Source organism: Pseudorhodoferax sp. Leaf265 (assembly GCF_001422365.1).
Lineage (GTDB): Bacteria > Pseudomonadota > Gammaproteobacteria > Burkholderiales > Burkholderiaceae_C > Pseudorhodoferax.
The window spans coordinates 1-23,772 of record NZ_LMMT01000002.1 but is presented as its reverse complement, the minus strand read 5'-3'; the positions used below and the strand labels follow the sequence as shown (position 1 = coordinate 23,772).

Annotated in this window: 4 protein-coding genes; 3 read left to right on the top strand and 1 reads right to left on the bottom strand. The window is 70.0% G+C overall.

Going from position 1 to position 23,772, the window contains the following annotated elements:
* Positions 1 to 18: 18 nt before the first annotated feature.
* Together ASF45_RS36895 and ASF45_RS04315 are read left to right on the top strand one after the other, a co-directional pair.
* Positions 19 to 21,450, top strand: a complete 21,432-nt coding sequence (locus ASF45_RS36895) for a LamG-like jellyroll fold domain-containing protein (protein ID WP_056657529.1) — start codon at positions 19 to 21, stop codon at positions 21,448 to 21,450.
* On the top strand, positions 21,451 to 21,699 hold the full coding sequence (locus ASF45_RS04315; RefSeq protein ID WP_056657526.1) for a hypothetical protein: 249 nt from the start codon (positions 21,451 to 21,453) through the stop codon (positions 21,697 to 21,699).
* Positions 21,700 to 21,998: 299 nt separating this feature from the next.
* On the opposite strand, the gene ASF45_RS04310 is transcribed toward ASF45_RS04315, so the two are convergent.
* Positions 21,999 to 22,559 carry a GNAT family N-acetyltransferase gene (locus ASF45_RS04310; RefSeq protein ID WP_056657523.1) on the bottom strand — a complete coding sequence of 187 codons (561 nt, stop codon included), beginning with the start codon at positions 22,557 to 22,559 and terminating at the stop codon, positions 21,999 to 22,001.
* Positions 22,560 to 22,619: 60 nt separating this feature from the next.
* Between ASF45_RS04310 and ASF45_RS35040 the strand changes: the two genes are divergently transcribed.
* Positions 22,620 to 22,817, top strand: coding sequence for a hypothetical protein (locus ASF45_RS35040; protein WP_156472846.1), 198 nt, complete (start codon positions 22,620 to 22,622; stop codon positions 22,815 to 22,817).
* Positions 22,818 to 23,772: the final 955 nt, after the last annotated feature.

Below are 23,772 nucleotides of genomic sequence, written 5' to 3'. Positions count from 1 at the left end.
CGCACCAGGAGAGACACCATGCACCGCGACCCCATCCGCAACGCCGTCGAACTTCCTGCCCCCAGTGCAGGCCCGCTGTCCCGCCTCGCGCGCCTGTTGCCGCGCCGCAAGGGCCGCGCCGCCGCGCCGTTCAAGCGCAAGCTGCTCGTGGAGACACTGGAGCAGCGCGTGCTCATGGACGCCGACCCGCTGGCCGTGGCCGCCGTCAGCGCGCGGCTCGACAGCCCGGGCGAGGCCGATGTCTACACCTTCACGCTGGACAACGCGACCACGGTCTCCTTCAACAGCCAGACCGACAACGGCAACATGCGCTGGACCTTGACCGGCCCCAGCGGCACGGTCGTCAACGCCCAGGGCCTGGACAGCCAGAGCAATGCCGCAGCCTACGCACCGCTCAGCCTGGCGGCGGGCGACTACAAGATCACCATCGACGGCGTGGGCCAGACCACGGGCGACTACGGTTTCCGCCTGCTCGACCTCTCGCGCGCCGACAGCCTCCCGCTGGGCCAGCCCGTCAACGGGACCTTCGCCGACGGCGCGCAACAGGTGGCCTACCAGTTCGACGCCCAGGCCGGCGACGCGCTGTGGCTGGACACCGTCACCCTGCCCAGTGGCAGCAACCTGCGCCTGCACGACCCGTTCGGCAACCGCATCGGCACCTGGAGCAGCGATACGGAGCTGCCGCTGCTGCCCTACAACGGCCGTTACACGCTGATCCTGGACGGCAACAGCAGCACGCCGCTGAACGCCGCCTATGCCTTCGAGTTGCGCGCGCTGGCCGCCCCCGCGACCGACCTGGGCACCCTGCCCGCGGCTGGTGCCACGGTCAGCGGCAGCATCGCCGAGCCGGGCGACAGCGCGGTCGTGCGCTTCACGCTCGATGCTTCGCGCCGCATCCTGATCGACTCGCGCAGCACCAACAACAGCCTGCTCATGACGCTGACCGGCCCGGCCGGCCTGGTCACCGAGGCCACCAGCGGCAACGGCTTGAGCAACGTGGGCCTGGGCAGTGTCGACAACTACGTCTCGCCCTGGGGCGTGCTCGACCTGCTGGCCGGCAGCTACACCCTGCGCATCGACGGCTCCGGCGCCACCGTGGGCGACTACGCCCTGCGCTTCGTCGACGCCAGCAGCCCCACGGCCGTGGTGCGCGACCAGTCCACCGCCGGCCAGCTCAACCCGGGCGGGGCCACCCATGTCTACCGCATCGCCGCCACGGCCGGTGACAGCATCCGCATGGACGCCGGCACCGCCACCGTGGGCGGCGTCGGCAACACCGGCGTGCTGGGCTGGACCCTGTACGACCCCTACGGCCGGCGCGTGACCCAGGCCTCCGGCTGGAACGACGTCAACAACATCGCGCTGGCCCTGTCCGGCGACTACACGCTGGTGGTGCGCGGCGACAACGACCGCCAGCCCGCCACCGACTATGCGTTCACGGTCGTGAGCCTGGGCAACACGCCGGTCAGCCTGCCGGCCGGCAACGCCGTGGCCCTGGGTACCACGCCCACCAGCGGCTCCATCGCAGCGGCCGGCGGCAGCCAGGTCTGGCGCTTCACGCTGGCCACGGCGACCACGGTCTACTTCGACCCGCTCACGGGCGGCATGCCGGTGGACATGTTCATCGCGCTGCAGGGCCCGCGCGGCACCGAGACCGCCGCCAGCACGCGCTTCGGCGGCTACAACACCAGCTACAGCACCGACGGCGCACAGGTCTGGAACCTGGCCGCGGGCGACTACGCGCTGACCGTCAGCTCCAGCAGCTCGGCCGTGGCCGCCTACCAGTTCCGCCTGCTGAACCTGGCCGCGGCGGCCTCGCCGCTGTCCACCGGCAGCGTGACGCAGGGCGAGCTCAACCCGGGCAGCGGCGTGGCCGTCTACAGCTTCGACGCGGCCGCCGGGGAGCGCATCTTCCTGGATGGCCGCTCGTCGGGCTTCACCAACCTGGAACGCCGCCTGATCGACCCCTGGGGTCGCCTGGTCACGGGCGGCACGGCCAACCCCGGCACCGACAACCTGGAGCTCGCGCTGCCCTATGCCGGCCGCTACACGCTGCTGGTCGAAGGCCACAACAGCATCGCCACGCCCCAGCCCTACAGCTTCGTGCTGGAACGGCCGGTGGACCGCACCGTGGCCTACGACATCGGCGTGGCCCAGCTGCCCGGCGTGCAATGGGGCACGGACGGCGCCAACCCCGCGCTGCACTTCGACGGCAACCAGGTCGCCACCGTGGCAGCCGACCCGGCCCTGAGCATCCCCGGCGACGTGAGCTTCCAGCTGCGCTTCAAGGCCGACAACCTCGACCCCACCTGGCAGTCGCTGCTCTACAAGGGCAACCAGGTCCAGGACGGCGCCCAGCGCAACTACTCGATGTGGCTCAACAGCGCCGGCTACCTGCACCTGTCCATCGGCACCGACTGGGGCGAGTACACCGTGCGCACGGCCGACGCCAGCATCCAGGCCGACCGCTGGTACGACGTGGTCGGCGTGGTCGACCGCGCCAACGGCAAGCTGCGCATCTACATCGACGGCGTGCAGGCCGCCGAGTCGACCAACACGCTGCCGCCAGCCTCGGTGCCCAACCGCACCTACGCCACGCCGCTGACCATCGGCAACGCCATGGAGAACTGGTACAACAGCGTCTCCGGTTTCGAGGGCAGCATCAGCGAGGTGCGGGTCTGGAGCCGCGCGCTGACCGCCGCCAACGTCACCGCCTTCCAGACCACTGCGCCCAGCGCCAGCGACACCAGCCTGGCGCTGTGGCTGCCCATGAACACCACGGGCGCCAGCACGCTGTCCGATGCCTCGGGCGAAGGCCGCAATGCCACGGTCACCAGCGTCTATGCCGGCATCCCGGGTGTGGTGGTCGGCACCATCGACGTGCCCGGCCAGAGCGTCACCTACACGCTGAGCCTGGCCCAGGCGCGCCGCGTGTTCATGGACGCGCTGGTCGCACCCGGCCAGTTCAACGTCACCTTGACCGGCCCCAACACCAACCTCAGCAGCACCGACCTGGCCTGGGTCGACAACAACGTCGACATGTTCGACCTGCCCGCGGGCGAGTACCGCATCACCGTGCGCGGCCAGGGCCAGCAGACGGGCAGCTTCGCGTTCCGGCTGCTCGATGCGGCGCAGGCCACGGCCATCGCTTACGACACCACGGTGCAGGGCCAGCTGCGCCCGGGCGACCAGGCCCAGCTGTACCGCTTCGACGCCCAGGCCGGCGAGGTGGTGTTCTTCGACGCGCTCGCGCAGGGCGGTGCCAGCGCCGTGCTGTGGCGCCTGGTCGATCCTTACGGTCGCACCGTGTTCGGCCGCTCCGGCCTCTCGGACCGCGAGAACACCACGCTGGCCGTGGCCGGCACCTACACCCTGGTGCTCGACGGCTACCCCTACGAACGCGACCGCTGGTCCGACTACAGCTTCTCGCTGCGCAAGGTCACGCCCGCAGCACCGCAGCCCATCGTGCTCGGCCAGTCGCTGGACGAGCAGGCGCAGCGCACGGCCGGCCGCAACGGCGGCGGCGCCGTGGCCATCAGCAGCACCCAGTACGTGGAGATCGACGGCGCGGCCACCAACCTCGCCGGCCAGATGACCGTCGAGGCCTGGTTCCGCATCGACCGCCCGAGCACCGGAACCTGGACCGAACTCTTCGTCAAGACCGACGGGGACTCCTCGCGCCAGTACGGCGTGTGGATCAACGCCAACGGCCAGATCTACGCCGAGGCCACCGACCTCAACAACGACAGCCGCGGCATCACGAGCGCGGCCGGGCTGGTGCCCAACGTCGCGGGCGGCCAGTGGCAGCACGTGGCGCTGGTGCTGGACCGCGCCAACAGCCAGATGCGCCTGCTCCTCAACGGCGCCGAGGTGGTCAGTGGCTACCTTTCGCCGCAGGCGTCCCTGCAGCTCGCCGACGCGCTGCGCCTGGGCCGCAATGCAGAGGGCCATGTGGGCCACGAGGGCTACAGCGTCAGCGTGGACGAGCTGCGCATCTGGAACGTGGCACGCAGCAACGCGCAGATCGCGGCCGGCATGGCCGCCAACCTGCAGGGCAACGAGGCCGGCCTGGCCGCGCTGTACCGCTTCAACGAGGCCAGCGGCACCGCGGTGGTGGACGCCACCGGTGCCGCCGGCGCGGGCGGTCGCATCGTGCGCCTGGCCGATGAACTGCCCGGCCTGGTGGTGGGCCGCATCGATGCGCCCGGCCAGGTGAAAACCTACACCTTCACGCTGGCCAGCGCGCGCGCCATCTACCTGGACAACTTCACGCACCGCCACGACCTCAACTGGCGCCTGACCGGCCCCACCGTGAACATCGGCACCAGCCTGTACGGGGCCGACAGCACCAACAGCTACAACCTGCTGCAGCTGCCCGCCGGCACCTACACCTTCACCGTCGACGGTGCGGGCGCTGCGGTGGGCGAGTTCGCGTTCCGCCTGGTCGACGCGGCCGCCGCGCAGCAGCCCGTGGCGCTCGATGCAGAGGTGCAGACGCGGCTGGAGCCCGGCGCCATGGCGCGGCTGTTCACCTTCCAGGCCAGCGCCGGCCAGCGCCTGTTCCTGGACCTGCTGGCCTACACCGGCACCCAGCCGGCCTGGCGCCTGCTGGACCCCACGGGCGCCCAGGTCTTCGGCATCAACTGGGCCGCCGACGTGGACACGTTCACGGCCAGCCGCACCGGCACCTACACGCTGATCCTGGAGGACTACACCGCAGCCGGCAGCGCCGCCAGCGAACGCGACGTGCGCTTCGCCGTGCGCACCGTGCAGGACCAGACCGTGCCGCTGGTGCTGGGCACCAGCCAGGTCCGCCCGCCGCAATGGGTCGCCGGCCCCGAAGGCGCCGGCAGCGCCGTGCAGCTGGGCGACGGCCGCGAGCTGGAGGTCTCGGCCAGCGCTGCCCTGGACCTGACGGGCAACTTCACCATCGAGGCCATGGTCCGGCTCGACAGCTACAGCAACGGCTGGATGCCCGTGGTCTCGCGTGGCAGCGACTACAACCACCAGACCTTCGGCCTGTGGATCGGAACCCAGGGCCAGATCTACCTGGACAGCCACCAGCTGGGCAGCACCAACCCCGACTACCCCTTCGACCAGGTCTGGAACGTCGGCTCGGCCAATGGCGCCGTCTCGCTGAACGCCTGGCACCGGCTCAGCGCCAGCGTGAACCGCAGCACGGGCGCGGTGGCGATCTATGTGGACGGCAACCAGGTGGCCTCGGCCCAGCTGCAGTACTACCAGGACGGCCCGGCCAGCAGCCAGCCGGGCGCCAAGCTGTTCGTCGGCGCGACCGAGCTCACCGACCGCACGCCGCTGTACGGCGCCGTGGCCGACGTGCGCGTCTGGAACACCGCCCGCACGGCGGCCCAGATCGGCGCCACGCAGAGCACCACCGCACTGGCAGGCAACGAGGCCGGCCTGGTGCTGCTGCTGCCGATCAGCGGGGGCAGCGGCAGCACCCTGGCGGTGCAGGGCAGCGCGGCCGGCGGCCTCGCGGCGCGCGTGCAGAGCGTCCATGCCGACCTGCCGGCCACCGTGGTCGAAGGCCGCATCGCCCAGCCCGGCCAGCGCGTGCTCTACCAGCTCAGCGTGGCGCAGGACACGCGCGTGCTGTTCGACACGCTGACGGCCAACAGCGCCTTCACCTGGTCCCTGCTCGACGAGGGCGGCGGCGTGGTGGCCAAGGTCAACGGCGAGGCACTGCAGAACCGCCGCCTGCGCGACGCCGATTCCGCCAACTCCAGCAGCAGCCTCATGCTGCTGCGCGCCGGCCGCAGCTACACGCTGGTCATCGATGCCGACGGCCAGAACACGGGCGACTTCGCGTTCCGGCTGCTCAACCTGACCAACGCCGAGGCCATCGCCTACGACCAGACCATCGCCTACCCGGCCGAGCCGGCCAACGCCACGCGGCTGTTCAGCTTCTCCGGCGTGGCCGGCCAGCAGATCGTGCTCGACGAGCTGGCGTGGTCCGGCGGCAACTGGCCCTACTGGCGCCTGTACGACCCGTTCGGCAACCAGATCCACGAGAGCTACTTCTACAGCGACTCACCCACGCTCACGCTGGCCCGCACCGGCACCTACGTGCTGGCCATCGAGGGCCAGATCGACCAGCGCGGCGTCACCCGCCCGAGCTTCCAGGTGCACCTGGCCGGCACGGTGACGCCGCCGGCCCTGCCCACCGGCACCGCGCTCACGTTCACGGCCGGCGTCGCCACGGTCAACGGCACCAGCACGGCCGTCGACACCCCGGCCGTCTACACCTTCACGCTGGCCCAGCCGCGTCGCATCTACATCGACACGCTCAACCCCTCGACCAACAACGCCTACTACAAGATCTGGAACCTGAGCAGCCCGGCCGGCACGGTGGCCGAGCGCTGGGCCTACGACACCGACGGCCCCAACCAGCGCAGCTACTACGACCTGCCGGCCAGCGATTACGCTTTCTCGGTACGTACGCCCTACGACTGGGCGCTCACGCCCTTCGCGTTCAAGCTCATCGACATCGATGCCGTGGCGCAGACGCTCACGCCGGGCACGGCGGTCTCGGGCACGCTGGCCCAGGCCAACAGCGCCGCCTTCTTCCGCTTCGACGGCGAGGCCGGCACGCGCTACTTCCTGAACGCCACGACCACCACCAACACCGGCAACGCCTACTGGCGGCTGCTGGACGCGCAGACCCTGGGCACGGTGGCGCAGGGCTACTTCAACAACCAGGGCGACGACCTGACCGTGCCGCGCAACGGCAGCTACATCCTCACGCTGGAGGGCTACTTCGACACCGCCGGCCAGTCCACCTATGGCTTCACGCTGTACAAGGATGCCAGCACCACCACCGCGCTCACGCTGGGCAGCACCGTCAGCGGCACCCTCGCCCAGCCCGGCGACATGGCCAACTACAGCTTCACGCTGGACGCCGCCAAGCGCCTGTGGTTCGATTCGCTGACCGAGCGCTCCGACATCGTCTGGCGCATCCTGGACGCCGACGGCATCGCGGTGTTCAGCGACCGCGACATCCGCGACTACACCAACTGGTACGACCCGTTCACGTTGGCGGCCGGCAGCTACACGCTGCAGATCGACGGCCGCGTGGCGGCCGCGGGCGCTTTCGGCTTCCGGCTCGTGGACATGGCCACAGCCACGCTGCTGACGCCCGGCACCGCGCAGAGCGGCACGCTGACGCCAGGCACCGAAGTCGACTTCTACGCCTTCAACGCCCAGGCCGGCGACAGCTTCTTCTTCGACATGGTCTCGCGCACGACCAGCCAGACCATGTACTGGCGTCTGTACGACCCCTACGGCCAGCGCATCTGGGGCGGCACCGACCTGCAGGACGTGGACGTCACGCAGCTGGCCTACACCGGACGCTACACGCTGGTCATCGAGGGCTATCCGGGCAACACGCAAAGTGCCAACTACAACGTCAACGTCGTGCCGGTGCTGCCGCAGACACCCGTCGCGCTCAGCATCGGCCTGCAGCCGGCGCCCAACCTGCAGGTGCAGAACCTGCAGGTCAGCGGCGCCGACGGCAGCGTGCACTCGGGCGGCACGCTCAACATCGCCTGGCAGACCACCAACAGCGGCGACCGTGCGCTGGACACCGCGTTCCAGGAGCGCGTGGTCGTCACCAACGCCCAGGGCCAGACCGTGGTCAACGTGCTGCTGCCCTACGACCCGGCCGTGGCCGGCGTCATCGGCATCGGCCAGGCCAAGGCGCGCAGCACCCAAGTGCTGCTGCCGCCCGGTGCGGCCGGCGCGGGCCTCTTGACCATCACCGTCATCACCGACACCACCAACGCCGTGCTCGAGAAGGGCGCGGCCGGCGAGTCGGACAACACGCTGCAGGCCACGGTCAACTCCACGCTGCTGGTCTACCCCGACCTGGGCGTCGGCCAGCTGGCCATTTCGCCGGCCGCCGGCCTGAAGGCCGGCGACCAGGTGACCGTCAGCTGGCGTGACGAGAACCGCGGCGACGCCGCGCCCGCCAACGGCTGGGCCGACCGCGTGGTGGTGCGCAACACCAGCACGGGCGCCGTCGTGCTCGACCAGCGCGTCACCGTGCCGGCCGGCAGCGCCGCCATCGCGGCGGGCGGCGCGCTGGCCCGGCAATACGTGTTCAGCTGGCCGGCCGGTGCCAACGGCGTCGGCAACTTCGAGGTGACCGTCACGGCCGACGCCGACGGCGCCGTGGCCGAGTACAACGCCACCGACACGGCCGAATCGAACAACGCCGCCAGCACGCAGTTCACCTCGGCCCCCGACCTCACCATCGACGGCCTCACCGTGCTGACCACGACGCCGGTCTCCGGCGGCCTGGTCGACCTGCAGTGGACGGTGCGCAACCAAGGCAACGCGCCCACGCCCACGGGCTGGTTCGACCACATCGTCGTGACCAACGTGGACACCGGCACCACGCTGCTGAACCTGGACGTGTTCTACACGCCCACCAGCGCGCTCGCCGTGGGCGGCTCGGCCACGCGCAGCTTCCAGCTGCGGCTGCCGGACGGCCAGGCCTCGGTGGGCAACATCCGCTTCACCGTGGTGGCCGACCAGAACGCCAGCAACGCCTCGGGCCTGGCCGAGACCAACGAAGGCAACAACCAGGCCCAGGTGACCCGCGCGGCCGTGCTGAGCCAGGCCGCCAACCTCGTGGTGACCGACTTCACGGCCCCGCCCACGCAGCGCAGCGGCGACACCGCCGCCTTCGCCTGGACCGTGCGCAACAGCGGCAACGCCGCCACGCCGGGCACGGCCTGGCACGACCGCATCGTGCTGTCGGCCGACGCCACCATCGGCAACGCCGACGACGTGACCGTGGCCACCGTGGCGCGCAACGGCGCGCTGGCCGCGGGCGCCAGCTACACGGTCGAGTGGTCGGCCACCGTGCCGGCCGGCTACGACGGCAACTACCGCTTCGCGCTCGTGACCGACGTGTTCAACACCGTGGTCGAGCCCGACGCCGAGAACGACAACGTGAGCGCGCTGCGCGCCGCGCTGCTGACGCCCTACCACGCCGACCTCACCGTCAGCGAGCTGAGCCTGCCGGCCAACGGCAACGGCGGCCAGAGCGTCACCGTGAGCTGGCGCACCACCAACGGCGGCGATGCCGGCACCGGCAACACCTGGTGGTACGACCGGCTCTGGCTGTCGCCCACGGGCGCGATCGGCGATGGTTCCGGCGCCATCCTGCTCGGCAACTTCGCACGCAGCGCCGGCGCGCTGGCCGCGGGCGCCAGCCGCGTCGAGCAGCAGCAGGTCACGCTGCCCAACGGCGTGAGCGGCAGCTTCAAGCTGGTGGTGGAGTCCGACATCTACAACTGGGTGGCCGAGAGCCGCTTCAACGACAACAACAGCGCCGTCTCCGCTACCAGCATCGTGCTCAGCGAGGCGCCGTCCGTGGACCTGCGCGTGCAGAACGTGGCCGGCCCGGCCACGGCCCGCCCGGGCCAGCAGCAGACCGTGAGCTGGGAGATCCGCAACGCGGGCGCCGGCGCGGCCGCGGCACCCTGGACCGACCACCTCTACCTGTCGTCCAACGGCAGCCTCACGGGCGCCATCTACCTGACCAGCTTCACGCACCAGAGCCCGCTGGCGGGCAACAGCACCACGCAGGCCAACACCCAGTTCTGGATGCCCGACGTGGCCGACGGCAACTGGCGCGTGATCGTGGTCACCGACGTGAACAACCAGGTCTACGAGAGCGGCGCGGCCGATGCCGAGACAGGCAACAGCGGCCAGGCCGCGGCCACCACCGCCGTGGCCCACCCCGACGTGGGCGCCACCGGCATCACCGTCAGCGCCGGGGCCGCCGCGGGCCGTGCCAGCACCATCAGCTGGACCGCCCGCAACGACGGCAGCGCCGCCGCGCCGCCGGACTGGCTGGAGCGGGTGTTCCTGTCCTCCAACGACGTCCTGGACGGCAACGACATCCTCTTGGCCACCACCACCGTGGGCAGCGCCATCGACGCCAACGGCGTGCTGCTGCGCAGCGTGCAGGCCCAGCTGCCGGCCAACCTGGCCGCGGGCAGCTGGCGCATCATCGTGCAGAGCGATGCGGACAACGCGCTGCGCGAGCTGACGGCCGGCGAGGCCAACAACCTGGCGGTCTCGGCCGCCTTCGCCGTGGCCGAGGCGCCGCTGCCCAACCTCACGGTCAGCAACGTGGCTGGCCCGGCCAGCATCCGCGCCGGCCAGGCCGCCACCGTGACCTGGACCGAGCGCAACCTGCTGGACGAGCCCGCCACGGGCGACTGGTCGGCGCAGATCTACCTGTCCTCGGACAACGCCATCGGCGGCGACATCCTGGTCGGCTCGGCCAGCTTCACGGGCGGCCTGGCGGCCAACGGCCAGGTGGCCCGCTCGGCCGAGGTCCTGCTTCCCACCACGCTGGCACCCGGCGCCTGGCGCTTCGTGGTGCGCACCGACAGCGCCAACCGCGTGCTCGAACGCGACGAACTCGACAACGCCGCCATCGCGGCCACCGCGAGCACCGTGCCCGCCGCGCTGCAGCTGAACCTGGTCGCCAGCGTGGCCGAGGCCGCGGGCAGCTTCACGGCCAGCCTGCAGCGCAACGGCGACCTCAGCAGCGCGCTGACGGTGGCCCTGGTCTCCAGCGACACCAGCGAGGCCACGGTGCCGGCCACGGTCACCATCCCGGCCGGCCAGGCGCTCGTGAACTTCACGGTCGGCCTGCCGGCCGACGGCATCGTCGACGGCACGCAGCTCGTCAACATCGCGGCCACCGCCAATGGCGTGCTGGGCGACAACCGCAACCTCAATGTGACCGACAGCAACAGCGCCGCGCTGACGCTGACGTCCGTGCTGGCGGTGCAGGAGAACCAGGGCACGCTCACGATGACCGTGAGCCGCAACACCGACGCCGGTGCCGGCGCGCTGCAGGTGCGGCTGAACAGTGCCAACACGGCGGCGCTGCGCGTGCCCGGCATCGTGACCATCCCGGCCGGCGCCACCAGCGTGAGCTTCCAGGCCCAGATCATGGACGACCTGGAGGTCTGGGGCACGCGCGAGGTGCGCGTGAACGCCGCGGCCGACGGCTACACCGCCCACGCGGTCAACGTCACCATCGCCGACGACGAGCTGCCCGAGCTCACGATGAGCTTCAGCAGCAACCAGGTGGCCGAGGGCGCCGGCGCCAACGCCGTGGGCGTGACGTTGCGGCGCGACCGCCCGGGCACCTACGACCTGGTGTTCAACGTGCTCAGCGACAACCGCGACGCGCTGACCGTGCCCACGCGCGTGGTGATCCCGGCCGGCGAGACCGAGGTGCACTTCAACGCCAGCCCGGTGGACAACACCCTGTCGGGCGACGGCAGCCGCAGCGTGAACGTGTTCGCCACCATGCTCAACCCGGCCGGCGTCGAGCTGCGCCAGAACACCGCCTCCAACGCCATCCTCGTGACCGACGACGACGGGCCCACGCTGTCCGTCACGCTGTCGGCCGACAGCGTCAGCGAGCTGGGCGGCGCCATCACCGGCACGGTCAAGCGCAACACCGCCACCACGGGCGACCTGGTGGTCACCCTTTCGAGCAGCGACACGACCGAGGCCCGTGTGCCGACCACCGTGACCATCCTGGCGGGCCAGGACTCGGCCACCTTCAGCATCACGCCGCAGGCCGACAGCACCGTGGACGGCACCCAGGCCGTGACCATCCGCGCCAGCGCCAGCGGCTTCAGCAGCGGTGCCGCCGGCCTCAACGTGACCGAGGGCGACCTGCCCGACCTCCTCGTCACCGAGATCGGCCAGCCCCCCAGCGGCTATGCCCAGACCCGCATCGACCTGAGCTGGACCGTGACCAACCAGGGCCTGGCGACGGCCAACGGCGGCTTCCGCGACCGGGTCTACCTCTCGCGCGACGACGTGCTGAGCTCGGCCGACCGCCTGGTCGCCGCCGTGATCCACACCAGCCCGGTGCCGCAGGGCCAGAGCTACACGCAGACCGCCTCCATCCTGCTGCCCGAGGAGACCGGCGTCTACCGCGTGATCGTCGTCACCGACGCGCTGAGCAGCGTGAACGAGGGCTCCGAGCGCAACAACGTGGGCGTGTCCTCGCTGCCGCTGAACGTGCGCGCGCCCATCACCGCCACGGTGCAGACCGCCGTGACGCAGCTGGCCGTCAGCGGCGAGGCCGGCCAGACCGTGGTGCCCATGACCGGCACCGCCACCGACGTGCGCACCGGCCAGGCCGCGGCCAACACCGCCGTCAAGGTCATGGTGCGGGTGGGCACGGTCGAGCGCCTGCTGGACGCCACCACCGACGCCAGCGGCAAGTTCAGCGTGGACTTCGTGCCGCTGCCCGGCGAGGCCGGCATCTTCGAGATCGGCGCCGGCTTCACGGGCGACAAGGACTTCACGGTGCAGGACAGCTTCAAGCTGCTCGCCATCGAGGCCAGCGTGCCCTACATCCGCGCCATGGGCACGAACGAGACGCCCCTGGAAGGCAGCTTCGTGCTCGAGAACATGGGCAACGTGCCGCTCACGGGTCTCACGGCCGCCGTGGAAGGCCTGGCAAGCAACTTCCAGTTCGAGGTCGTGAACCTGGCCACCAGCCTGGCCGGCGACGGCTCGGTCACGGTCAACTGGCGCCTCACGGGCCACGGCATCACCGACCAGCTGGTGGCCAGCAAGGGCATGCTGGTGCTGACCACGGCCGAGGGCGCGACCGAGCGCCTGGTGCTGGACCTGGCCTGCATCCCGCAGACGCCCAAGCTGGTCGCCACGCCCGGCTACCTGGCCCAGGGCATGCTGATGGGCCGCCAGACCCTGGTCTCGTTCGAGGTGACGAACCAGGGCGCGGCCGACACCGGTCCCGTCACCGTGCAGCTGCCCGACTTCCCCTGGCTCAAGCTCGTCAGCCCCGCGGTGATCGACAACATCGCGGCCGGCGGCAAGGCCACGGTGACGGTGGCGCTCTCGCCCACCGAGGACAACGCCGACCTGATCCGCTACGACGGCAACATCGCGCTCAACGCACGCCTGGGCGGGCTGGCCATGCCCTTCCAGTTCCGCGCCGTCAGCGAGGCCAAGGGCGAGATGCGCGTCTCGGTGGAGGACCAGCTCACCTACTACGCCGAGGGCGCACCCAAGGTGGCCGGCGCCACCGTCACGCTGACCGACCCCTACACCTTCGACGTGGTCGCCACCGCCACCACGGACGCCAGCGGCACCGTGCTGCTGACCGGCGTGCCCGAGGGCAACTACATCCTCACGGTCAACGCCGACAAGCACAGCAGCTACCGCGCGACCAAGATGATCACGGCCGGCACCACCAGCGAGCAGACCATCTTCCTGGACCGCCAACTGGTCAGCTACTCGTGGAACGTGGTGCCGGTCGAGATCCAGGACCGCTACCAGATCAAGCTGGAGTCCACCTTCGAGACCGAGGTGCCGGTGCCCGTCATCACGGTGGACGCGCTCAAGATGCCGGTGGTGCTGCCGGGCGTGACCTCGACCATCACGATCAAGGTCTCCAACCACGGCCTGATCCAGGCCGAGGACGTGCGCATCAACGTGCCTAACGACGACCTGTTCGAGATCGTGGCGCTGACCAACGTGATCGACATCCTGCCGGCCAAGAGCTCGGTGGAGGTGCCGATCACGATCCGCGTGAAGGACGGCGTCACGCCCGAGATGCTGGCCGCGGCCTCGCTGTCCAACGGCGGCATCGGCCCCGAGGGCTGGGGCTCGGCCATCGTCAAGTGCCTGGGCATCGACACGGCCTACAAGCTGCGCTGCGGCCCGGACGGCCGCTGGTACAGCGAGAAGACCGACATCAAGCCCGTGCTGTGCGCGATGGACTTCAACGAGGCCGCCGCCGGCCAGCTGCTGAGCTACATCGGCGACGACTTCAACCTGCTGGACCTGGGCTGCGACGCGCTGGACCTGCTGCTGTCCTGCCTGGACGCGGACGACTGCCTGTCCTTCTTCATCAACGCGGCCTGCGGCGCCATCGTCGGTGGCGTCACGGCGGGCCCCTGGGGCGCGGCGGCCGGCGCGGCCGGCGCGCTGGACGACCTGCTGGCCTGCCTGTGCCAGATCCTGGGCCCCATCGGCGGCGGCAGCGGCACGGTGACGGGCGGCCCGTCCGGCGGTGGCGGCGGCTGGGGCTGGTGGTACCCGGGCGGCGGCTACGCCAGCGGCTCGGGCTGGTCCTACGACATCCAGTACGTGAACTGCCGCGGCGAGCCCGTCTCGGCGCTGGAGCAGCAGCGCGCCGACGAGGGCCTGATGGCGGCCGTGGCCTCCGGCGCCGTGGCGCCCGAGGCGATCGCGGCGGTGGAGGCGCACAACGAGTCGCGCACCGAGCAGCTCGCGGCACTCGCGGCCGATGGCGACGGCATCCTCAACGCCGAGGAAGCCGGCATCTGCGCCCAGGTGCGCATCAGCATCGAGCAGGAGGCGGTGCTCACGCGCACCGCCTTCCAGGGCACGCTGCAGATCGTCAACGGCAACACCGGCGTGCCGCTGACCGGCGTGCAGCTCGTGCTGGACATCCGCGACGAGGCCGGCAACGCCGTCAACGACCTGTTCGCCGCGCGCGGCCCCACACTGACCGGCCTCACGGCGCTGGACGGCAGCGGCGTGCTGGCCGGCGGCGCCACCGGCAGCGCGCAGTACCTGTTCATCCCCACGGTGGACGCGGCGCGCAACCAGCCCACGCGCTACACCATCGGCGGCACGCTGAGCTACGTGGAAGGCGGCCAGAAGATCACGGTGCCGCTGGTGGCCGCACAGATCACGGTCTACCCCGAGGCGCGGCTGAACCTGCACTACTTCCAGCAGCGCGACGTCTACGGCGACGACCCGTTCACCGACGACGTGGTCGAACCCAGCGAGGAGTTCGCGCTGGGCCTCCTGGCCTACAACGACGGCGCCGGCGATGCGCGCAACTTCACGATCACCTCGGCCCAGCCCAAGATCATCGAGAACGAGAAGGGCCTGCTGATCGACTTCAAGATCGTCGGCACCCAGGTCGGCGACCAGGCCCAGGCGCCCACGCTGACCGCCAACCTCGGCAACATCGCGGCCGGCCAGACCCAGGTCGCGCAGTGGAACATGACCTCCACGCTGCAGGGCAAGTTCATCGACTACACGGCCACCTTCGAGCACCTGGACGGCATGGGCGACACACGGCTGTCGCTGATCGAGTCGGTCAACATCCACGAGCTGATCCGCTCGGTCAAGGCCAACGCGGGCGACGCGCCCGACTTCCTGGCCAACGACGACCCCGACAGCGACCACACGCCCGACCGGCTGTACATGAACGACGGCTCGCAGCACGTGGTCAAGACCCTGGCGAACGCCGCGGCCAACCGCACGGCCGCGCCGGGCGCGCTGGCGGTCACGCTGACGGCCGACGCGGCGGCGGGCTGGGGCTACTTCAAGATCGCCGACCCCGGCGTGGGCTATGCGCTGGACCGCATCGTGCGCTCGGACGGCAAGGTGCTCACGCTGGGCCGCGAGGTCTGGCGCACCGACCGCAGCTTCCCCGAGTCGCTGGCCGGCGCCGTGCGCGAAAACCTGCTGCACTTCATCGACGAGGGCTCCACCGGCAGCTACACCGCCTACTACAAGATCGACGACGCGGTGGCGCCGCGCCTGGTCGAGGTCCTGCCGGTCTCGCCCGACCCGGCCACCGCGCCGGTGGACACGGTGGACGTGCGCTTCAGCGAGGCGCTGGACCTGGCCAGCTTCTCGGTGGCCGACCTGGCGCTGACGCGCGAAGGCGGCGACGGCAGCAACCTGCTGGCCGGCGCCAACGGCATCACGGTGACGCAGATTGGCGCGGCGGCCGACCACCTGTACCGCATCTCGGGCCTGGCCAGCTTCACGGCCGGCAACGGGCTGTACCGGCTCACGGTCAACGCCACCGGCATCGCCGACTACGCCGGCAACGCCGGCGAGGGCGTGCTGACCGAGACCTGGGGCATGGGCGACATCGGCCCCTACGTGCTGAGCATGGCGGCCGGCCCGGCGGCGCGGCACACGCCGCTGGACATGGTGGACATCAGCTTCAACACCGCGCTGGACGCCGCCAGCTTCAGCGCCAGCGACCTGCGCCTGGAGCGCGACGGCGTGGTGCAGAGCCTGGCCGGCGCCACGCTCACGCTGACGCCACTGGCCGGCAACCAGTACCGCCTGAGCGGCCTGGGCGCGGTGACGGGCACCGACGGCGCCTACACGCTGACGCTGCTGTCCACCGGCCTGCTGTCGTCCGGCGGCGCGGCCGGCCTGGGCAGCCAGTCGGTCGGCTGGCGCATGGACACGGTGGCGCCGCGCGTGCTCGACGTGGTCGACCTCATCGACACCGTGCGCAAGACGGTGGTGCTGGGCCTGGACGTGGAACTGTCCGAGCGCGTGGACCTGGCCACCTTCGACTACCGCGACATCGTGCTGACGCGCACCGTGGCCGGCATCAAGAGCGGCAACCTCATCGACGCGCAGACCAAGGTCGAGCACCTGTCGGGCAACACCTACCGCGTGAGCGGCTTCAACTGGGTCAGCGGGCTGGAAGGCACCTACGAGTTCAGCGTCAGCGGCGCGGGCCTGGCGGACGAGGCCGGCAACGCCGGCACGGGCGAAGCCGGCCAATCCTGGCTCATGGACTTCCACGACCCGGTGGCGGCCAGCGCGATCAAGATCGCACCGGACAACGGCCAGTCGTCCACCGACATGCGCAGCAACCAGCTGAACTTCACGCTGAGCGGCCAGCTCGGCGAAGCCGGCCTGTCGGTGCGCGTGACCGACCGCACCACGGGCAACGAGATCGGCTACGCCACCGTGGACGGGCTGAACTTCAGCATCGCCGTGCAGCTCGACGCCGCCGGCATCCACGAGCTGCGCGTGCGCACCGTGGACGCGGCCGGCAACCTGGCCGACGCGGTGGTGAGCGTGTTCGTCGACGTGGTCAAGCCCACGCTCTCCGAGCCGCTGCTGCACCGCGACGCCGACGGCAACGTCGACCGCATCACGCTGAACTTCAGCGAGCCCATCGACCCGGCCAGCCTCACGCTGGCCGCGCTGAGCCTCACGCGCGACGGCGGCGCCAACCTGCTGGCCGGCGCCACGCTGACGCGCGTGAGCGCCACCCAGTACGTGCTGAGTGGCCTGGCCGGGCGCACGGACGACGCCGGCAGCTACCGCTTCAGCGTGGCCATGCCGCAGGTGCGCGACGAGGTCGGCAACGCCGGCGACGGCAGCGTGGCGCTCTCCTTCGCCGGCCAGCTGGCCAGCACCGGCAGCATCAGCGGCGTGGTCTACGACGACATCGACGGCACCGGCACGCGCGAGGCCGACGAGCTGGCCCAGGGCGGCTGGACCGTGTTCGCCGACGACAACGACAACGGCCAGCTCGACGCAGGCGAGGTCTCGGCCGTCACCGACGACGTGACCGGCCGCTACACGCTCTCCGGCCTGTCCATCGGCACGCACCGCATCGTGGTCGTTGCGCCGAGCGGCTGGACCATGACGCCCGGCACGCAGGTGCAGGTCACGCTCGGTGCCGATGCGCCCGATGTCACGCAGAACTTCGGCGCCTTCGCGCTGGCCAGCCTGTCGGGCACGGTGTTCGACGACGCCAACGCCAACGGCGTGCGCGACCTTGAGGAAGCCGCGCTGGCCGGCCGCCTGGTGCTGCTGGACGCCAACGCCAACGGCGTGGCCGATGTGGGCGAAGCCACCGCCACCACGGACGCCCAGGGTGGCTACAGCTTCCAGGACCTGGCCCCGGCCACACTGCGCGTGGTGTTGTTCGCCGGCGACGGCTACCTGCCGCTGCTGGCTTCCACGGTCTATTCGCCCAAGTCGGGCGAGGCCTTCACGCGCGACATCGCGGCCGTGCGCCCCGGCAGCATCAGCGGCACCAAGTACGAGGACGTCAACGGCAACGGCCAGCGCGACGCGGGCGAGCTGGGCGTGGCCGGCTGGACCATCTTCCTGGACGACAACGGCAACGATGCGCTGGACACCGGCGAGCGCTTCACGCAGACCGATGCCGACGGTCACTACGTCTTCACGGGCCTGTTGCCCGGCAGCTTCCGCGTGGTCGAACTGGCCCGCACGGGCTGGATCCAGACCGCGCCCGGCACGGTGGAGGCCGGCGGCGGCCACGAGCAGGCACTGGATGCGCTGCTGACCCTGCCCGGCATGGTGGCCGACGTGGAAGAAGACCTGCTGCAGGCCTACCTCAACGAGACCGGCATGAACTACGACTGCGGCTGCGGCACTTTCGTGCTGGAGAAGTACACGCAGGGCCAGGCGGCCTCGCACTTCTCCAAGATGGACACGCTGACCGACCCCATGCTGGCCTCGCTGACCGGCCAGGGCGTGCGCGTGGTGGTGATCGACACGGGCGTGGACACCGATTCGAGCTTCTTCGGCCCGGACAGCGACGGCGACGGCGTGTCCGACCGCATCGTCTACCAGTACGACTTCGGCGACGGCGATGCGGACGCCAACGACATGATCGGCCACGGCACCAACGTGGCGGGCGTGATCGCCGGCCAGGACGCGCAGTACAGCGGCATCGCCACCGGCGCCGACCTGGTCGTGCTCAAGGTCTTCGACGCCAACAGCAACGGCTACTTCAGCAAGCTCAAGGCCGCGCTGGAATGGGTCGAGGCCAATGCCGAGGCCTACAACATCGGCGTGATCAACATGTCGCTGGGCGACGGCGGCAACTGGGGCGAGGCCATCAGCCGCTACGGCATGGGCGAGCTGTTCGAGCGCCTGGCCGCACGCGGCCTGGTGACCATCGCCGCGTCCGGCAACAACTACTACCAGACTGGCGGCGCCATGGGCGTGGCCTACCCGGGCGCAGACCCGGCCGTGCTGTCGGTCGGCGCCATGTGGGCCGGCAACTTCGGCGGACCGTGGCGCTTCTCCAGCGGCGCGACCGACTACACCACGGCCTATGGCCGCATCGCCAGCTTCACGCAGCGCGATCCGGACCAGATCGACGTCATGGCGCCCGGTGCCCGCTTCACCTCGGCCGGCCTGAACGGTGGCCTGTCGACCATGCAGGGCACCAGCCAGGCCGCCGCCTTCATGAGCGGCGCGGCAGCCCTGGTGCAGCAGGCCGCCAAGCTGCTGATGGGCCGCTACCTGACCACGGGCGAGTTCGCCGACCTGCTGGCCAAGAACACCTACCGGGCCGTCGATGGCGACGACGAGAGCGACAACGTGGCCAACACCAGCGCCGCGTACAACAAGCTGGACATCCCCAAGCTGCTGCGCGGGCTGCAGGCCTATGCGGCGGCCGGCGGCGGCAGCGCGGGCGGTGGCGGCCAGGGCGAGACGCCGACCGACGGCCCGCTCTCGGCCTACAGCGCGCGCACGCTGCAGGTCACGCCGGGCGCCACGGCCAGCGGCCAGGATTTCGGCAACTTCCGGCTGGGCCAGGTGGCAGGCGTCGTCTATGCCGACGCCGACAAGGACGGCCAGCACGACGCGGGCGAGGCCGTGCAGGCCGGCATCCAGGTCTACCTGGACGCCAACGACAACGGCAGCCTCGACCAGGGCGAGCAGTCCACGGTGACGGGCGCCGACGGCCGCTTCGCCTTCCAGAGCATGGGCCCGGGCAACGTCACGCTGCGCGCGGTCGCGCCGACCGGCCAGACCGCGGGCAACGACGTGCCGCTGACCGTCACGAGCGGGTTGAACCAGACCGGCATCGCGCTGGGCCTGCGCAGCGTGGAGTCCGGCGCCTTCCAGGCCGTGGCCGACGAGGCGGCCGTGGACGAGGACAACTCGGTCACGGTCAACGTGCTGGCCAACGACCAGATATCCGACGCCACCGGCCTGGTGCTCGAGCTGGTCGGCGACGGCCCGGCGCATGGCAGCGTGGCCCTGGTCGAAGGCCAACTGGTCTACACGCCGGATGCCGACTTCCACGGCAGCGACAGCTTCGCCTACAGCATCGCCGGCCCCGGCGGGCGCAGCAGCAGCGCCACCGTGCAGATCACGGTGCGCCCGGTCAACGACCTGCCGACCCTGGACGCGCTGCCCGACCAGCAGCTGACCGAAGGCCAGACCCTGGTGCTGCAGCTGCAGGCCAGCGACGTGGACGGCGACCCACTGCGCTACACGCTGCTGCAGGCACCCGAAGGCACGACGCTCGACGAAGCCACCGGCCAGCTGCGCTGGACGGCCGTGGCCCTGTCCGGCCCGCAGACCGTGCGTGTGCAGGTCAGCGACGGCCAGGGCGGCACGGCCGAGCGCAGCTTCAGCATCGGTGTGCAGCTGGGCACGCTGCGCGTGAGCGCGGTGCAGCAGTTCGCCTGGGGCTTCTCGCTGCGCTTCAACGACAGCATCGACGCCAGCCAGTTCAACCTGTACGGCGCCAACCCCGACTTCACGGTCACGGGGGCACGCGTCGGCCCCGAGTTCGGCTCGGTGGTGTTCGATGCCGACGGCAAGGGCCTGACCTGGGTGCGCACTGGCGCGGGGCTGGAGGCCGATGCCTACACGCTCACGCTGAAGTCCGGCGCGCAGGCGCTGACCAGCACGCAGCGCGGCCACCTGGACGGCGACGCCAACGGCCAGGCCGGCGGCGACTGGGCCGGCCAGTTCCAGGTGGGCACCCTGCCCACCGTGCGGCTGCGGCTGCCCGACTTCGCACGCGGCCCGGGCCAGGCCGTGCCGGCCACGGCCAACGGGGGGGTACCGATCACGCTCACGACGGACGGCACGGTGACCAGCCTGAGCTTTCTGCTCAAGGCCGACCCGGCGCTGCTGCGCATCACCGAGGTGCGGCGCGGCAGCCAGCTGCCGGCCGGTGCCACGCTCAGCGTGCAGGCGGCCGAGGGCGGCGTGCGCATCATCATCACGAGCGCCACACCGCTGGCGGCTGGCAACCTGCAGTTGCTGAGCATCGTCGGCACCGTGAGCGCCACCGCCACGCTGGGCAGCGCGGGCCTGATGGTGGTCGACCAGCTGATGGTCAACGGCGCAGCGCGGCCCGCGTCGGCCGATGCCGGCCTCGTCTTCGTCGGCCATGCGGGCGACATGGACGGCAACGGCAAGTACGAGGCCAACGACGTGACCTTGGCGCAGCGCCTGATCGTGCGGCTGGACAACCACCTGCCCTGGGCCAACGACATCGACTTCCTGGTGGTGGGCGACGTGACCGGCGACGGCGTCTTCAACGCATCCGATGCCGCCATGATCCAGCAGCGCCGCATGGCGGGCGCGGCCGGCACGGCGACCATCCCGGCGATTCCGGAGCAACCGGTGGAGTCCACCACGCCGACGCTGAACCTGGCAGGAACCTTCTCGAACTTCGCGGTGGCCAACGGCGGCAGCATTGGCCTGGCGGCGGCCTCCGGCGACACCGCCAGCCGCAGCACGGCGGCCAGCCGCGATGGGGCACTGCTGCCGGTGGCGTTGAAGGTGGTGCCGTCGGCGGTCTCGCAGGGCGTGGTGGCCTGATTGGCCAGCCCGCCCGGCGGCCACCGGTTCGCCGGCCTGCTGATGCTGGCCGGCGGCCTGGCGGTGCTGGGCTACTGCGTGCGGCACCTGTGGCGTGCCTGGCGCACCGGGCAGGTGCCGGGGAAGCTGGGGGCGGTGTACCAGGCGGGGGAAGCGGCCTACACGACCAACCTCGTGCTCACGCTGGTGGGCGTGGGGTTGGCGCTGGGGTGTTGCTGGCTGGGGTGGCGGTGGTGGCGTGGGCGGTAGCAGGGCGGAACGGCTCCCTCAAACCGCCCGCCCGCCCGCACGCACGCACGCACCATGGTTTGCAAGGGCAACGCACAGAGGGCTGCACGCCCTCGGCCCTGACCCGCAGGGCTTGCACGGCCTGGGTCGGCAGGGCGAACGCGAAGCTGCCACGCTGCAGCAAATCACTTTTCGGGACCTGTAGCCGCTGTTGATCGTTCATCGACCAGACTTCTGGACTTCGATCTACGCAGAGGCCCCTTCGCTCGCCTCAACGTTCACGCTCAGCCGCGGGCGAAGCCACCCGCTGCAGCAACAGCTTAGACCGTCTTCGCTGTACTCCACTGCGCATTGAGCAGGGCGTACTGCAGGAGGTCGTGGTGCCGGCCCGCCCAGTACCCAGCTTCCCGCTGCCGCCCCTCTTGCCGAAACCCGAGCGCTTCAAGCAAGGCCAGCGATGCGGTGTTGTCAGGGTGTACCTGCGCCTCGATTCGATTCAACGGCACATCTCGTAAACCCCAGGTGATGATTGTCTTGAGAGCTTCTTTCATGTATCCACGGCCCTGATGTGCCGGAGTGATTTCGTAGCCGATGGTGCAGGATCTCCAGTTTCGACTCCAGCGAAACAAGCCGCATGTACCAATCAGTCCTGGCTGGTTTCTCAACTCCAAGGCCCAGCGTGCACCGGAAACCGGCTCTTTCCGCCAACTGGCAAACATGGCGACCAACTTCGCGGCGCCGTCAACATCGCGAATCGGATCCGATCCGAACCATCTCATGTGCTCGGCGTCGCCATGGATTCGAATAATATCCTCCGCGTCCGATTCCACGATCTCACGCAGTGTGAGTCGGGATGTCTCCAGCGCTGGAAAATCGACCATAAGCTACCTGCGGTCTGAGGTGACGATCAGCGGCCGCCGAAGACGGCCCGATGTGAGGAAATGTCAAACGGCATCGGCTTCACGTTTTCTCAAGAGCCAAAGATGCCCAACAACGCAAGCAAAGTAACAAACCAGTTCACGTTGCGTGCGGAAGAAGAAGCATCCGCGGAAATGGGAAACATCTCGGCCCGCGTCCACGCCCAGATGTTGTACGTCAATGCCAGAGGGATTCCTGCAAGCGCTGCGGAACGCCATTGATGTTCGGCACTAGGCACGGATAAGTTATTGACTCCATGTGATCGAGCGAGCACTGCGCCATGGATGTTTGGTTGCGCGCGCCACTGATCATGGGTTTGTGCTGGTTTTGCGCCACTGAACATGGGTTGATTCGGGGAACGCGTGCGACTAGATCAGCTACAGGAGAGTCGTGGGTGGCTGCAAAGGGCCCATAGCGGCCAAAGCGCTGGCCGATTTCAAGGTCGTACAGCGGTCGCTCAACGTTGAAGTTCAGCGGGCGGCGAAGCCGTCCGCTGCAGACTTGTTAGGCAGCATATGAGCTACCGGCTTCCCGAGAGCGCATTAGTGCCAATTGGTAAGGCGTAAGCACTTTTGCAGCGATAGGTCGATCAACCCCCGGCAGAAGGTACGAATCGAAGTCGAATGCTGGATACATATTCCAAGGAAGAAGGCCATGGTAAGCCGACAAGAAGCTCTCCACCAGTCCCCACGAAGAATGCTTGACCTGCACACTTCCGGCTGCAATAAGCCGCTGGTTGGGGCATGCCTCGGGCGAAACCAACAGTGGATGATGTCCAATGAACCCCCAATGCCCACCTGTCACCACTGTGCGCCAAGTGGCGTGCACTGAGATTGCAATGCAGTCGGCGGCAGGCCCGATGAGCGCCGAATTTGGGGGAACTCGCGTGTTGAACAGAACGAAGTCAATCGCATGCGAGGCGACTGGCGCCACAGCTTGGGCATGTGCAAAGCTGCCATCGCTGAGCGGTACAACGAATACGTCGCCCGGAACCCACCTCAGCCTTCGCTTGAACGCGCCTTTTGCCATGCTGCCTAACGTCTGATTTCAGCGGACGCCGAAGGCGGTCCGATGGAAAGAATACGAAGGGACTTCCCCAGTCCCAACACGGTGTCCAGGCACCAAGATTGACTCGCGGAAGTTCAATCTGAAACGGAAAAGGGGAAGTCCATGGCG